This is a genomic window from Methylocella sp. CPCC 101449 (assembly GCF_031921685.1).
Classification (GTDB): Bacteria; Pseudomonadota; Alphaproteobacteria; order Rhizobiales; family Beijerinckiaceae; genus Terripilifer.
In genome coordinates, this window is sequence record NZ_JAPDHU010000002.1 from 368963 (window position 1) to 383912 (window position 14950).

At 63.3% G+C, this 14950-nt stretch carries 15 protein-coding genes; 13 read left to right on the plus strand and 2 right to left on the minus strand.

Translation table 11 applies throughout. The features are described from left to right. Positions 1–23: 23 nt before the first annotated feature. From OIM99_RS12375 to OIM99_RS12405, 7 genes are all read left to right on the plus strand, one after another. The gene (locus tag OIM99_RS12375; RefSeq protein WP_311850716.1) at positions 24–1052 is read left to right on the plus strand and encodes an LLM class flavin-dependent oxidoreductase; all 1029 of its coding nucleotides are present in this window, start codon (positions 24–26) and stop codon (positions 1050–1052) included. 124 nt (positions 1053–1176) lie between these two features. Further along, on the plus strand, positions 1177–2964 hold the full coding sequence (gene aspS / locus OIM99_RS12380; protein ID WP_311850717.1) for an aspartate--tRNA ligase: 1788 nt from the start codon (positions 1177–1179) through the stop codon (positions 2962–2964). Further along, the gene (locus OIM99_RS12385; RefSeq protein WP_311850718.1) at positions 2961–3692 is read left to right on the plus strand and encodes a methyltransferase domain-containing protein; all 732 of its coding nucleotides are present in this window, start codon (positions 2961–2963) and stop codon (positions 3690–3692) included. Before aspS ends, OIM99_RS12385 begins: the two co-directional genes overlap by 4 nt. Positions 3693–3695: 3 nt before the next feature. Further along, the gene (locus tag OIM99_RS12390) at positions 3696–4469 is read left to right on the plus strand and encodes a glycosyltransferase family 2 protein (RefSeq protein ID WP_311850719.1); all 774 of its coding nucleotides are present in this window, start codon (positions 3696–3698) and stop codon (positions 4467–4469) included. Between the two features lie 38 nt (positions 4470–4507). Continuing rightward, positions 4508–4951, plus strand: a complete 444-nt coding sequence (locus OIM99_RS12395; RefSeq protein WP_311850720.1) for a hypothetical protein — start codon at positions 4508–4510, stop codon at positions 4949–4951. A 72-nt stretch (positions 4952–5023) separates the two neighbouring features. Beyond that, positions 5024–5668 carry a glutathione S-transferase family protein gene (locus tag OIM99_RS12400; protein WP_311850721.1) on the plus strand — a complete coding sequence of 215 codons (645 nt, stop codon included), beginning with the start codon at positions 5024–5026 and terminating at the stop codon, positions 5666–5668. Between the two features lie 117 nt (positions 5669–5785). Beyond that, positions 5786–6487: an isochorismatase family cysteine hydrolase gene (locus tag OIM99_RS12405; protein ID WP_311850722.1), complete on the plus strand. Its 702-nt coding sequence runs from the start codon at positions 5786–5788 to the stop codon at positions 6485–6487. 57 nt (positions 6488–6544) lie between these two features. Here the strand turns inward: OIM99_RS12405 and erpA are convergent, their stop codons facing one another. Continuing rightward, complete coding sequence (erpA, locus tag OIM99_RS12410; RefSeq protein ID WP_311850723.1) at positions 6545–6910, minus strand: iron-sulfur cluster insertion protein ErpA; 366 nt, start codon at positions 6908–6910, stop codon at positions 6545–6547. Between the two features lie 102 nt (positions 6911–7012). Between erpA and OIM99_RS12415 the strand changes: the two genes are divergently transcribed. Together OIM99_RS12415 and OIM99_RS12420 are read left to right on the plus strand one after the other, a co-directional pair. Next, positions 7013–8218 carry a deoxyguanosinetriphosphate triphosphohydrolase gene (locus OIM99_RS12415; protein WP_311852260.1) on the plus strand — a complete coding sequence of 402 codons (1206 nt, stop codon included), beginning with the start codon at positions 7013–7015 and terminating at the stop codon, positions 8216–8218. A 41-nt stretch (positions 8219–8259) separates the two neighbouring features. Further along, positions 8260–9372, plus strand: a complete 1113-nt coding sequence (locus OIM99_RS12420; protein ID WP_311850724.1) for a YihY/virulence factor BrkB family protein — start codon at positions 8260–8262, stop codon at positions 9370–9372. Positions 9373–9394: 22 nt separating this feature from the next. On the opposite strand, the gene OIM99_RS12425 is transcribed toward OIM99_RS12420, so the two are convergent. Continuing rightward, a complete protein-coding gene (locus OIM99_RS12425) occupies positions 9395–9529 on the minus strand; it encodes a hypothetical protein (RefSeq protein WP_311850725.1) in 135 nt (44 codons plus the stop codon). 168 nt (positions 9530–9697) lie between these two features. Here OIM99_RS12425 and argS point away from each other — a divergent pair, with 168 nt between their 5' ends. The 4 genes from argS to OIM99_RS12445 all read left to right on the plus strand — a co-directional run bounded on the left by argS (position 9698) and on the right by OIM99_RS12445 (position 14926). Beyond that, positions 9698–11461, plus strand: a complete 1764-nt coding sequence (gene argS / locus OIM99_RS12430) for an arginine--tRNA ligase (RefSeq protein WP_311850726.1) — start codon at positions 9698–9700, stop codon at positions 11459–11461. A gap of 87 nt (positions 11462–11548) precedes the next feature. Beyond that, positions 11549–12940: an SPOR domain-containing protein gene (locus OIM99_RS12435; RefSeq protein WP_311850727.1), complete on the plus strand. Its 1392-nt coding sequence runs from the start codon at positions 11549–11551 to the stop codon at positions 12938–12940. A 90-nt stretch (positions 12941–13030) separates the two neighbouring features. Further along, entirely contained in the window at positions 13031–14053 is a 1023-nt protein-coding gene (gene nagZ, locus OIM99_RS12440; protein WP_311850728.1) for a beta-N-acetylhexosaminidase, read from the plus strand. 66 nt (positions 14054–14119) lie between these two features. Beyond that, positions 14120–14926 (plus strand): segregation and condensation protein A, encoded by an 807-nt coding sequence (locus OIM99_RS12445; protein WP_409371530.1) that lies wholly within the window; start codon positions 14120–14122, stop codon positions 14924–14926. Positions 14927–14950 lie beyond the last annotated feature (24 nt).

A 14950-nucleotide genomic window follows, 5' to 3' on the forward strand; every position in this document is an offset into this window, starting at 1 on the left:
AAACGGGAGGCAACGAACCCATCATGCAGTTCGGCATATTCGACCATCTCGACAATGACCATCTGCCGGTCGGCGCGTTCTACGAAGAACGGCTGCGATTGCTGGAACTCTATGACCACGCCGGCTTCTATTGCTGGCATGTGGCTGAGCATCACGCCACGGCGCTCGGCATGGCACCATCCCCCAATCTGTTTCTGGCCGCCGCCTCGCAGCGCACCAAGCGGCTGCGCTTCGGTCCCATGGTCTACGCCCTGCCGCTGTATCACCCGCTGCGATTGGCCGAAGAAATCGCCATGCTCGACCAATTGTCGCGCGGCCGTCTCGATATGGGCTTCGGCCGTGGCTCTTCGCCGGTCGAGATCGAATATTTCGGCGTGCCGGCGCAGGAGACCGAGGCGATCTATCGGCGCAACCTGCCGCGCGTGCTCGAAGCGCTCGCCACCGGCCGCATGCACGTGCCCGAGCTCGACGAAGAATATCGCGACATCGATCTGCGCGTATTGTCGCTGCAAAAGCCGCATCCGCCGGTCTGGTATGGCGTCCATACGGAAGCCAGCGCCGAACGCGCCGCCCGCAACGGCTGGACCATCCTCAATCTCGATGTGAAAGCCGACGTGCAGGCCTGCAACCGCATCTTCCGCGAGGTCTGGGCGCGCGAACAGGCGGGCAAGCCGCTGCCGCTGATGGGTCTCGGCCGTTTCGTCGTCGTCGCCGAGACCGACGAACAGGCGCTGGCCACCGCCCGGCGCGCTTACCTGCGCTGGCATGACGGCTTCACCTTTCTCTTCCGCAAGCTCGGCCGCAGCATGAACCATGCCCGCCCGCCGACCTGGGACGGCCTGGTCGAGCAGGGCCGGGGCATTGCCGGCTCGCCGGCCACGGTGCGGGCCTATCTGGCGGAAGAATTACAGGCGACGGCCAGCAATTACTGCGTGCTCCAGTCGGCTTTCGGCGACCAGAGCTTCGCCGAGGTGGAGAGAACCATCGGGCTGTTTCAGGCCGAAATCATGCCGCACCTGCGCACCCTGGCCACGGTGCCGGCTTCGGCCTAGCTGTGGGGGCGGGCCTCGGTTTCGGCCGATGCCCTTTCCCCGGCAGGCTTTTTCCCCTAAACAGCCCGCTGATTTGCCGCCCGGCAGCCGTTGGGCGCTCCTTTTCGTGCTGAGATCCTTGAAAATGCATCGTTATCGCACGCATACCTGCGGCCAGCTCCGCGTCACCGACGATGGTGCCGAGGCCCGCGTTTCCGGCTGGTGCCACCGCATCCGCGACCATGGCGGCGTGCTGTTCGTCGACCTGCGCGACCATTACGGCATCACCCAATGCGTGGTCGACCCGGATTCCCCTGTTTTCAAACTGGTCGAAACCTTTCGGTCCGAATGGGTCGTGCGCCTCGACGGCAAGGTGCGCAAGCGCCCGGCCGGCACTGAAAATCCCGATATGCCGACGGGCCTCGTCGAGCTTTACGTGACCGCTGCCGAGGTTTTGGGCCAGGCGGCCGAACTGCCGCTGCCGGTGTTCGGCGATGTCGATTATCCGGAAGAGACGCGGCTGAAATACCGCTTCCTCGATCTGCGCCGCGAGCGCCTGCATCGCAACATCATGCTGCGCGGCCGGGTGATCGACAGCATCCGCCAGCGCATGAAGGGGCAGGGGTTCAACGAATTCCAGACGCCGATCCTCACCGCCTCGTCGCCGGAAGGTGCGCGCGACTTCCTGGTGCCCTCGCGCATCCATCCGGGCACGTTCTACGCGCTGCCGCAGGCGCCGCAGCAGTACAAGCAATTGCTGATGATGGCGGGCTTCGACCGCTACTTCCAGATCGCGCCCTGTTTCCGCGACGAGGATCCGCGCGCCGATCGTCTGCCGGGCGAGTTCTACCAGCTCGACATCGAGATGAGCTTCGTCACGCAGGAAGACGTGTTCGCGGCGATGGAGCCGGTGATCCGTGGCGTGTTCGAAGAGTTCGGCGAAGGCAAACCTGTGACGGCGAAATTCCCGCGCATTCCCTTCGCCGAGGCGATGCAGAAATACGGCTCCGACAAGCCGGACCTGCGCAACCCGATCATCATGCAGAACGTCAGCGAGCATTTCCGCGGTTCGAACTTCAAGGTCTTCGCGCGCATGCTCGAAGACGCGAAGAACGAAGTGCGTGCCATTCCGGCACCGGGCGGCGGCCAGCGCACCTTCTGCGACCGCATGAACTCCTGGGCGCAGAGCGAAGGCCAGCCGGGCCTCGGCTACATCTTCTGGCGCGACAACGAAGGCAAGACGGAGCCGGCCGGCCCGATCGCCAACAACATCGGTCCCGAACGCACCGAAGCGATCCGCCAGCAACTCGGCCTGAAGGCAGGCGATGCGGCCTTCTTCGTTGCGGGCGATCCCGCGAAATTTGTGCGCTTTGCCGGCGATGCGCGCACGCGCGTCGGCAAGGACCTCAACCTCATCGACGAAAACCGCTTCGAACTGGCGTGGATCGTCGACTTCCCGATGTATGAGTGGAATGAGGACGACAAGAAGGTCGACTTCTCGCACAACCCGTTCTCCATGCCGCAGGGCGGCCTCGAAGCGCTGCAGGGCCAGGATCCGCTGACCATCAAGGCGTTCCAATATGACATCGCCTGCAACGGCTATGAGCTGGCCTCCGGCGGCATCCGCAACCATCGCCCTGAAGCGATGGTGAAGGCGTTCGAAATCGCCGGCTACAGCGAGCAGACAGTGCTCGACCGCTTCGGCGGCATGTATCGCGCGTTCCAGTATGGCGCGCCGCCGCACGGTGGCATGGCGGCCGGTGTCGACCGCATCATCATGCTGCTCGCCGGCGAACAGAACTTGCGCGAAGTGGCGCTGTTCCCGATGAACCAGCGCGCCGAGGACATTCTCATGGGTGCGCCGTCGGAAGCGACGACCAAGCAATTGCGCGAATTGCACATCCGTCTCAACCTGCCGGAGAAGGGCGCGTGAGCGCGAAACCGCTCTCGTTCAAGGTCGCGACGCGTTATGCGATTGCGGCCTTGCGCGACTATCGCCAGTTCGGCTCGCGCCAGCTCGAGCGCGATTGCCCGATCTGCGGCTTCCATGGCATTTTCGTCGCCGCCGCGCGGCCACCGCGTTGGAACAGCCGCTGCCCGTCTTGCGATAGCCGCGAGCGCCATCGCCTAGCGCATCTGCTCTATCAGAAACTAGGCATCGGTCCTGGCCAAAAACTGTCGGTCCTGCATTTCGCGCCGGAAGTCTTCATGATCGAACGCATGAAGGACGATCCGGGCTATGTGACCAGCGATCCGAAAATGTCCTATGCCAAACTGAACGAGGACATTCAGGCGATCTCCTTCGGCGATGAAACTTTCGATCTCGTCATCGCCCATCACGTGCTGGAACACGTGCCCGATGATGCCAAGGCATTCTCGGAAATCCGCCGTGTGCTGAAGCCAAATGGACGTGCCATCCTGTCGGTGCCGCAGAACTGGGCGCGTGAGACGACGGTGCAGGAGCCTTCCATCACCGGCCGCCGTGAACGGGCCGCCGCTTATGGCGCCATCGATCATCTGCGCTATTATGGCCGCGACTTCGCCGACAAGCTGCGCCTTGCTGGCTTTGCGGTCGAGACCTACCGGCCGGAGCCCTTGGACGAGATGCGTATGTCGCTGGGCTTTGACGACGCCATCCACATCGCCACCAAGCCGGCTTGAGCCATGGCACCCTGGTCCCCGCCCGATGCCTCAATTCGGACGCGGGTTTCCTGCTGCATCATCGCCTTCAACGAGGCCGATCGCATCGCGCGCACCATTGAGTCCGTGCGCGGCCTCGTCGATGAAGTGATCGTCGTCGATTCCGGCTCGACCGACGGCACGCAGGCGCTGGCCGAAAGTCTCGGCGCGCGCGTGGTGCATCGCGATTGGGAAGGCTATGGGCCGCAGAAGCGCTTCGCAGAAGAACAGGCGCACAACGATTTCGTCTTGAATCTCGACGCCGACGAATGGCTGTCGGAAGCCTTGCGCGCCGAGCTGCGCGCCATTCTGAGCCAGGCGTCCATCCCGGCCTCGTCCTTCCGTATGCGCATGACCATGGTCTATCCGCATCACGACCGGCCGCATCTGATGGCCGACAGCCATAATTACATCCGCCTCTACGATCGCACCAAGACGCGTTTCGCTGCCTCCATGGTGCATGACACGGTCGAACCGACCGCTGACGTCATTCAGCTCAAGGCGCCGGCCTATCACCAGTCGTTCCGCTCCATCGCCCATCTGGTGCGCAAGGAAATCGGCTACTACGAATTGCAGAAGCAGGAGAAGACTAAGAACAAGGCGCTTCTGGTTCTGCGCGTCTTCACCGAAATTCCCTGGCAGTTCTTCAAATTCTATTTCGTGCGCGGCCATGTTTTCGGCGGCTTCTACGGCTTCATTCTCTCAGTGGCCGTGGCCTTCATGCGCTGGACGCGTATTCTCGTCCTGCTGGGATACTAACCGTCGCCGCAGATGACCTTCAGCCGGTGAGTGGTTTCATGGCGAAGAAGAAAGTCGACGATCCATCGACCGCGCAAGCCTTGGCTTTGGCCAATAAGGGCATTGCTTGCGATGCGCGCGGTGAAACGGTGCAGGCCCTTGAGCACTGGCAGGCGGCATCGGATTATGCCGATCAGCATCTACACGGCGCCGACATCTGGTATTGGATCAAGAGTGGATTGGGCGCGGCGCTCTTGGAAACAGGCGAGTTTCAGAAAAGCATTGCCGTTTCGCAACTGGCGCTGGAGTGGTGCGCCAAGATCAAGCAGCCGTTGCCATCGCTGACCATAGCCAAATGTTATTTCAAATTGGGCGATCCTGCGGCGGCCATGCCCTATGCGGAGCGGGCCTATCATCTAAAAGGCGATCGTATTTCGGATTGGTTCGAACAGGCTCAGTGGAGCCAGATCCAAAACTATTTGCACGAACGCCGGCCTTCCTAGGGCAACTGCCATAAATTGGCAGTCGCCGTCGGCTAGTCGTAACGTGCCGCCATAAGCTCGGAGGAGTGCCCTATGGATCGCAAAATCATCTTTTATCATTCGCCGCACACCCGTTCGGGCGGCACGCGCGTTCTGCTCGAAGAGCTTGGCGCGGACTACGACATGCATCTGCTGAGCCTGCGGGCCGGTGAAACACGCCAGGCCGACTATCTGGCGATCAATCCGATGGGGAAGGTGCCGGCCATCGCGCATAACGGCGCGCTGGTGACGGAGCAGGGCGCCGTCTTCCTCTATCTCGCCGATCTCTATCCGGAAGCCGGCCTTGCGCCGTCGATGGGCGATCCGCGGCGCGGACCTTATCTGCGCTGGCTGTTCTTCTATGGCTCCTGTTTCGAGCCGGCGGTCGTTGACCGCGCCATGCAGCGCGAACCGGCGCGGCCTTCGATGTGTCCCTATGGCGACTACGACACGATGATGAAGACCGTGACCGATCAATTGGACAAAGGGCCTTATCTGACGGGGGAGAAGATCACCGCGGCCGATCTGCTGTGGGGCACGGCCTTGCAGTGGACGACAGGGTTCAAGCTGGTGCCCGAAACGCCCGTCGTCATGTCCTATATCGAGCGGATCAAAAACCGTCCGGCGGTGCAACGTGCGACTGCCGCCGACAATGAACTCGCCGCCAAGCAGGAAGCCGCAGCGAAATCCGCCTCCTAAAATGTAAGTGGCGGATGGGCGATCGCCCGTCCGCCAAATTTCTGAATGCCGTTCTTGGCTTCCGCCGCGTCTCGCGGCATGCTCGCGTCATAACCCGAGCAACAGGGGGCAGGTCGGATGCACAAAATCGCCATTGATGCCGACGCATTGGCTTACGGCAGAAATTTGCGGGACGGGCGCGAACGGGTGTTCGATAGCCTCGATCTCCAGCGCACCGCTCACATCATCGTCGATCTGCAAAACGGTTTCGTCGAACCGGGCGCGCCGGTGGAAGTGCCGGCGGCGCGCGAGATCATCGACAACGTCAATGCCATCAGCCGCGCTGTGCGGGCAGGCGGCGGGCTCAACGTGTTCCTGCAGATGACGGTGACGCCGGAATCGCAGAAATCCTGGTCGAACTGGGCCTATCTGAACACCAAGGTCGGGGCGCCGGGAACAGGGCAGGCCTTCGCGACCGGCGCGCATTTCTGGGAGTTGTGGCCGAAGCTCGATGTGGCGGCGCAGGATCTCAAGGTCAGCAAGACCCGCTTCGGCGCTTTCGTGCCGGGCGCGTCCGACTTGCACGAGATCTTGCAGAAGCGCGGCATCGACACGCTGATCATCACCGGCACCTTGACCAATTGCTGCTGCGAGTCGACCGCCCGCGACGCCATGCAGATGAACTACAAGCTGGTCTTCGTGTCCGATGCCAATGCCGCTCTGACCGACGCGGCCCATAACGGTACCTTGTCGAACATGGCGATGCTGTTCGCCGAAGTGATCGACACGCAGGCGACCGTCGATCTCATCGCCAGCTCGCGCCGGCTTGCTGCTGAGTAGGACGGGAAGTTTAAAGCGCTTCGGCAAAATCACGTTTCTAGCGAAACGCGATTTGCCTTAGATCGAGAAGCTGACGCCGCAGCCGCAGCTGGCGCTGACGTTGGGGTTGTCGATCTTGAAGGACTGGCCGATCAGGTCGTCGACGAAATCGATCCGCGCGCCCTTGAGAAAGTCCACCGAGACCGGGTCGACCAACACGCGCACGCCATTTTTCTCGATGACCAGATCGTCGTCGGCCTTGGCAGTTTCGATTTCGAACGCATATTGGAAGCCGGAGCAGCCGCCGCCTTTGACCGCCACCCGCAGCATCGCGCCGTCGGGTTCCTTGCTGAGGATTTGCGAGACGCGTTTGGCCGCGCGGTCCGTCACAATGGGGAGCGCGGTGTCGGCTAGGGTAGATTCGGCGTTCTGTGTTGCGGACATGGGCCTGCTTTCAGCACGTTAGGCGGGCATACCGCCCCTTGCGCCTGATCGGACACAAGATATAGGTCCAGACTGATGGCGATTCAATGGACTGCGAACCGGATGGTGGATGTGGAACAGGAACGGGCCCCCTGGGCGGCCCTGTCGAGCCACAGCCGAGGCCGGCTTTTTCCCGAAAAAATGTCTCCGACGCGCAGCGAGTTCCAGCGCGACCGGGACCGGATCGTCCATTCCACGGCTTTCCGGCGCCTTGCCCATAAGACCCAGGTCTTCGTCCCGCACGAGGGCGACCACTATCGCACGCGCCTGACCCATACGATCGAGGTGGCCCAGATCGCCCGCGCCCTGGCGCGCGCGTTGGGCCTCGACGACGATCTCGCCGAGGCGCTGGCGCTGGCGCACGATCTGGGTCACACGCCTTTCGGCCATACGGGCGAGGACGCCCTTGAAGCCGCCATGGCCGACTTCAGCGGCTTCGATCACAACGCCCAGGCGTTGCGCATCGTCACCCGCCTGGAGCATCGCTACGCCGCGCACGATGGCCTCAACCTCACTTGGGAAACGCTTGAGGGCCTGGTCAAGCACAATGGCGCGTTGCTCGATGCGCAGGGCGCGCCGGTGCCGCGCTATGCCAAGCGCGGCGTGCCCCTGGCGATCCTCGAATTCGACCAGCAGTTTCCGCTCGATCTGTCGCACTACGCTTCGGCCGAGGCGCAGGCGGCGGCGGTTGCCGACGACATCGCCTACAATGCCCATGACATCGATGACGGCTTGCGTGCCGGCCTGTTCGATCTGACCGCATTGTCACAAGTGCCCTTCATCGCCGAGCTGCTGGCGGAGATCGAAGCGCTCCACCCAGGTCTCGAACGCGCCCGCCTCGTGCACGAACTGGTGCGCCGGGTGATCACGCGCTTCATCGAGGATGTGATCACCGAGAGCACGCGCCTGCTTGAATCTTCCGGCGCGGCGAGCAGCGAGGACGTGCGCCGGCAAGGCCGCACTCTGGTGCGTTTCTCCGCCGCGATGGCGGAAACCGAACGCGCCCTGAAAAAGTTTCTCTTCGCGCATATGTATCGCCACCCCAAGGTGATGAAGGTGCGCGACGAGGCGACGTCGGTGGTGCTGGCGTTGTTCCTGCGCTTCTTCAAAACACCCGCCGACATGCCGCCCGAATGGGCGCAGGCGGCGCAAGGCGTCAGCGAGGAGCGCCGGGCGCGCTTGGTCTGCGACTATATCGCCGGCATGACCGATCGCTACGCGGTGTCGGAACATATGCGGCTGTTCGGCCATGCGCCGACATTGCGTTAAAGTAAGTCGAGTCGCCATTGGGGCGATGACGGAGAGCGGATTTGGCGCTGGGCTTCAAGAAAGCGCTGGCGGGCGTAGCGGGGGCGGCGGCCACGGCGGGCGTGGTGGCCCTGGCGCGCGGCCGGGCTTTCGCCGGCCGCTGGCGCCGCGACGAGCCTTCCGATCCGGACGTCATTCCACTCCCGGCACCGCTGGCCCCCGATCCCGAGCGGATACATGTGGCCGAGCGGCCGCAGCAGCTCACGCGGCGCGGCTGGTGGGAGGTGGTGCAGGTCATCTATACCGACATCGGTCGTGACCGGCTGTTTCTGATCGCGGCCGGCGTCGCTTTCTACGCCTTGTTATCAATCTTTCCGGCGATCTCGGCTCTGGTCTCCGTCTACGGTCTGTTCGCCGACACCAAGACCATTATCGATCAGATGAGCGAACTGGCCTTCATCCTGCCGCCGGGCGCCGTTGACATCGTGCGCGGCCAGGCGGAGGCCATCGCTGGCGGGTCGAGCCGCAGTCTGAGCGTGGTGGCGATCGTCTCACTCTTGATTGCTTTTTGGAGCGCCAACGCCGGTATGAAGTCGATGTTCGACGCCATGAACCTGATCTATGGCGAGGACGAAAAGCGCAGTTTTCTACAGCTCAACCTGCAATCCTTTCTCTTCACCGTCGGCGTCTTGGGGCTGTTCGTCGCCATGATGGTCATTCTGCTGGTCGTGCCCTTCATCCTCAGCTTCGTCGAACTGCAGGACAAGTTTTCGGCGAGCTTCCAGATCTTGCGATGGCCGGTGCTGTTCGTGGTGACGGCGGTCTTTCTGACTTTGCTCAATCGCTACGGGCCGAGCCGCTCGCCGGACGCGGCGCGCTGGGCCATCTGGGGCAGTGTGTTCGGCGCGGCCACCTGGATCGCCATGTCGATCCTGTTTGCCTATTACCTCGGCCATTTCGCCAATTACGCTGCCACCTACGGCTCGCTCGCTACCATCGCCGGCCTGATGATGTGGCTTTGGCTGTCAGCGCTGGTCGTGCTGATCGGTATCGAACTCAACGCCGAGCTGGAACAGCGTACTTTACGTTGGGAGCGCGAACGCGATTATGCGGCGGCGACAGAGGATGTCATGCGCCGCCGGCAGGAATTGGTGCAATCGCGAAAAAAGAAATAGTCCGGAATCAGACGATCCGGGATCAGACTCGGCCGAGACCACCGCGCAGGAACGGAATGACGTTTTCGAGCACGGCATAGATCGCCGAAAAGCCCAGCGTGCCAACAATGGCGATGCCGACGAACGTCATTTCACGGTAAAGATCAAACTGCGGCATGGACAAAGCCTCCCTATGGTTTTGTCCCCTGATAGACCATGGGGCGGCCCGAGCCAAGCCCAGAATAGGGGCCGGGCGGGCTTCAACCCCGCCTTTTTGCCCGCCTTTTTTGACCCTGCCGGTGATTTGCGATAGGCCGCCCGCCAGAGAGACATTCGGATTGAATTGATGAACATTTTTGCTGATTTCCAGGCACGGGTCGCCGGCGCGTTGCAGGCGCTGGTCCGGCAGGGGCGGTTGCCACAGGATCTTGACCTGACCCGTTTCGTGGTCGAGCCGCCGCGCGATCCCTCGCACGGCGATCTGGCGACCAATGCCGCCATGGTCTACGCCCGCGAGGCCAAGGAGCATTTCGGCAATCCGCGCGCGCTTGCGGCTGCTCTGGCGGAAGCCATCGGCGCCATGCCGGGTGTGGCGGCGGTCGAGATCGCCGGACCCGGTTTCATCAATATCCGCCTCGATCCGGCGATCTTTGCCGATGTGGTGCGCGCCGTCCTCACCGACGCCAGCTTTGGCCGTGGTCGGGCGAGCGGCGGCAAGGTCAATGTCGAATATGTCTCGGCCAATCCGACCGGGCCGATGCATGTCGGCCATGGCCGTGGCGCCGTATTTGGCGACGCGCTCGCCAATCTCATCGCCTTCTCCGGCCGTGACGTCACGCGCGAATATTACATCAACGATGCCGGCGTTCAGGTCGACGTCTTGGCCCGCTCGGCTTTTCTGCGCTACCGCGAGGCGCTCGGCGAAAACATCGGCGAGATCCCCGAGGGGCTTTACCCGGGCGACTATCTCAAGCCGGTTGGCGAGAAGCTGAAGCAGCAGTTCGGCGACACGCTTCTCGGCAAGCCCGAGAGCGAATGGCTGCCGCAGGTGCGTCAGGCGACGATCGACGCGATGATGGACATGATCCGCGCCGATCTCGCGGCCATGAACATCAGCCACGAAGTCTTCTTCTCCGAGCGTACTTTGCACGGTGGCGCGGACTCGCCCATCGCCAAGGCGGTGGCGGATTTGCGCGCGCGCGGCCTGATCTATGAAGGCCGCTTGCCGCCGCCGAAGGGGCAGTTGCCGGACGATTGGGAAGACCGCGAACAGACTTTGTTTCGCGCCACTGAATTTGGCGACGATGTCGATCGCCCGCTGGTCAAGTCGGACGGGGCCTATACCTATTTCGCCGCCGATATCGCCTATCATAAGTCGAAGGTCGATCGCGGCTTCCTCGACATGATCGATGTGTGGGGCGCCGATCACGGCGGCTACGTCAAGCGTATGCAGGCGGCGGTGAAGGCGGTCTCGCAAGGCAAGGCGGTGCTCGACGTGCGCCTGTGCCAGCTCGTCAAGCTGATGCGCGATGGCCAGCCGGTCACCATGTCGAAGCGGGCAGGGACGTTCGTCACCTTGCGCGAAGTCGTCGACGAGGTCGGCGTCGATGCGGTGCGCTTCATGATGCTCTTCCGCAAGAACGACGCGCCGCTCGAATTCGATCTGGCCAAGGTGCTGGAACAATCGAAGGACAATCCGGTCTTCTATGTCCAGTATGCCCATGCGCGCGGATCGTCGGTGCTGCGCCAGGCCAAGGCGGCTTTCCCGGATCTGGCGCTTGAGGGCGCGGCCCTGGCGCAGGCACCTTTAGCTTTGCTGCAGGATGAGGGCGAGCAAGGCTTGATGCGGCTGATCGCCCAGTTCCCCCGTCAGGTGGAAGCGGCGGCTGCGGCGCATGAGCCGCACCGGATCGCTTTTTACCTGCACGACTTAGCTTCGGCGTTCCATTCTCACTGGAACAGCGGCAAAGATAAGCCGCAATTACGCTTTGTTAATGAAGAAACGCGAGATTTAACCATAGCACGCGTTGCGCTGGTTGCTTCGTTAACCAGGGTTATCGCCGCGGGGCTCGCTCTTCTCGGCGTGAGCGCTCCGCAGGAAATGCGCTGAAAGGCACCGCCATTCTCGCGGTACGGGTCTTTCGGCGAGTGTCAAATCGTCGAGGCGTCCGTCCGCGTTGACGTGTGAGGTGTGCCTATGAGTCAAGCTGCTGTCCGACTTCGCGACCCTGTCGATCTCGAAGAGTTTGAGCGCAAGCTCAGGAGTGCGGCCCCCGACCCGAAGCAGGGCGGCGACCCACTGCAGGAGCTGTCTCGCCTCATCGGGGTCCAGAAGGACTCGCTCGATCAGATCTTCGCCGCCGAAGCGAAGGCGCCCGCCGCGCCTGCCGCCAAACCCGCTGCTGCGCCGCGTATCGATGTCGCGCATATCGATGAGCGCCTGTTCCGTCCGGCCGCGCCGCAAGCGCCCGCACCCCAGGCGCCGCTGGAAGATCCCGCCGACATTTCGGCGCTGCTCAGCCAGTTTCCCGATGCCGCCGCGCGTTTCGCCGCGGCGCCACCGCCGGTCGCACCTGTGCCGCAGGATCATTATCAAGAGCCGTCCTTTGCTCCCGAATATGACGAGCCGTCGCTCGGGGAGCCCGGCTATCGTCCGTCCTACGAAGAGCCGCAAAAGTCGCGCCGTCCGCTGTTGCTGATGGGTGCCGCTCTGGTGGTGTTGATCGGTGGCGTCGGTGCGGTTGTCGTCAGCCGCAACAGCCACGGCCCCTCCGGCACACCGACCATTCAGGCGTCCAACGCGCCGGTGAAGGTTGCGCCGGCCGCACCCGACACGCCCGATCAGACGCAACAGGTGTCGGTGCTCGACAAGGCCAATACGGAGCGTTTGGCCGCGAGCCGCGTCGTCACCCGTGAGGAACAGCCCGTCGACATTCGCGCGCAAACGCGTGCCAACGGCACTTCGACGCCCGGTGTCGTCGCTCTGCCGGCTGCGCCGTCCTCGGGCGCGACGTCCGGCAATGGCCTCTTCCCCGATCCGCGTCCGGTCAAGACCGTTTCCGTCCGCCCGGACGGCAGCGTCATCACCGGCGATCCGGCCGCTGCCCGGCCGGCTGCCGCACCGATCGCTTCGGTGACGCCGTCGCTTGCCAACAATCCGCCGCCGATGCCCGCCACGCGCCCGTCAGCGCCTGCCGCTGCTGCGCCAGCTCCCGCCGCGCCGAAAACCACGGCGCGCGCCACCGCTGCGGCTCCGGCCGCGCCGGCGCCCGCCGCAGAGCGGCCGCAAGCCGAGGCGGCTGCGCCACGGCCGCAGGCCGAACGCACAGCGTCGGCTACTGCTAGCGGTGACTACGCGGTTCAGCTCGCCGCGCCCGGTTCGGAAGCGGAAGCCCGGCAGGTGATGAGCCGTCTGACACAGCGCTTTGGCGGTGAACTCGGTGGCCGCAAACTGACCTTCAAGAAGGCGACGGTCGGTGACAAGTCGGTCTATCGGGTGCGGGTCTCCGGCCTGTCGCACGAAAATGCCACGGGCCTCTGCACGAAGCTCCAGGCCAAGGGCGGCAATTGCTTCGTTGCTAAAAACTGACGAGCCAGGATTTCAGGTCAGGATTTCGAGTAAAGTGTGGAGCGCGCGGATTCGGTGTCCGCGCGCTTTTCGTTTGTTGAAGAGGATCGAATGAGCAACGAGGCACGCGCCTTCATCTGTGGCTGCGCCGGCACGGAATTGTCCGCCGATGAGCGGACCTTGTTCGCCAAGACGCGGCCCTGGGGCCTCATCCTCTTCAAGCGCAACGTTGAGGACCGCGCACAACTGACTCGACTGACTCAGCAATTCCGCGAAATCGTCGGCCGCGCCGATGCGCCGGTGCTGATCGATCAGGAAGGCGGCCGCGTGCAGCGTATGGGGCCGCCCGTGTGGCGCAAATATCCGCCGGCCGGCGCCTTCGCCGCGGCCGGGCACGATGCGACCGAGACGGCCAATCTGATCCGCACCAGCACGCGCGTCTTGGCGGCCGATCTGCGCGAGGTCGGCATCACCGTCGATTGCCTGCCGGTTGTCGACGTGCCGGGCGAGGGCGCCCATAACGTCATCGGCGATCGCGCCTATGCCGCCGATCCTGCCACCGTCGCCGCCTATGGTCGGGCTGCCTGCGAGGGCCTGCTGACGGCTGGCGTCCTGCCGGTGATCAAACATATGCCCGGCCACGGCCGCGCCCGTGCCGACAGCCATCTTGAACTGCCGGTGGTGGAGGCTTCGCTCGCCGAATTGGAAAAGTCGGACTTCGTGCCATTCCAGGCTCTGGCAGATATGCCGCTCGCCATGTCGGCCCATGTCGTCTACACGGCCATCGATCCCGACCAGCCCGCCACCGTCTCGGCCAAGGTCGTGTCGCGGATCATGCGCGGGGTGCTCGGCTTCGACGGGCTGATCATGAGCGACGATTTGTCGATGAAAGCACTCAAAGGCTCGTTTTCGGAAAAAACCCGGGCATTATTCGCGGCCGGCCTCGATATGGCGCTGCATTGCCAGGGCGAGATCGCCGACGGCTATGCGGTGGCCGAAGCCTCCCCGATCCTCGACGGAATCCGCCTGGATCGGGCGGAGCGGGCCTTGGCGGCCATTGCGGAAGCCCCGCAGGCGTTTGATCCTGTGGACGCATGGGCAAGGGTCCAATCCGGACTTGCGATGACCGCCTAGAGCGATCAAATTCCGCGCCGGCCAAGTTGTTTTGCGGCCGAAACGGAGTGATTCGCGGTGGCCGATCTGCCATTCGAAGACAGCGTACAACTCGATAAGGGCGACACTGAACCGTCGTTCCTCGTCGACGTGGACGGGTTCGAGGGTCCGCTCGACCTGCTGCTCGAACTGGCGCGCCGCCAAAAAGTCGATCTCGCCAAGATTTCCGTTCTGGCTTTGGCCGAACAATATCTGGAATTCATCGACGAAGCTCGTAAAGTCAGGCTTGAGCTTGCCGCCGACTATCTGGTCATGGCCGCCTGGCTCGCCTATCTGAAGTCGCGCCTGCTGCTGCCCGAACAGCCGAAGGGTGAGGAACCAGCCGCCGCCGATCTCGCCGCCGCGCTGGCCTACCGCCTGAAGCGCCTCGAGGCTATTCGCGATGCCGCCGAAAAGCTGGTCAATCGCCCCCGTCTTGGTCGCGATCTTTTCACGCGCGGCTCGCCGGAAGGGGTGACGATCCTCAAAACATCGGAATTTCAGGCCAATCTCTACGATCTACTGTCGGCCTATGCGCGCCAGCGGCAGAAACATGTTCTGTCACGGGTGACCCTGAAACAACGGGTCGTCTGGTCGCTCGCCGAAGCACGCGAGGCGTTGGAGCGCCTAGCCGGGCGTGCGATCGACTGGACGTCCATGGATTCCTATCTCGGGCAGTATTTCACGACGCCTGAAACCCGCCGCACCGTGCGCGCCTCGACCTTTTCGGCGTCGCTGGAACTGGTGCGCGAAGGCAAGTTGGAATTGCGCCAGGAACGCGCCTTTGCACCGATCTGGGTTCGCGCCAGCAATCATGATCCGTTGGCGCCAAAGCTCAGCGTGGTCGAAAACTGATCTCGCCCAAAATACCGGTGTCGA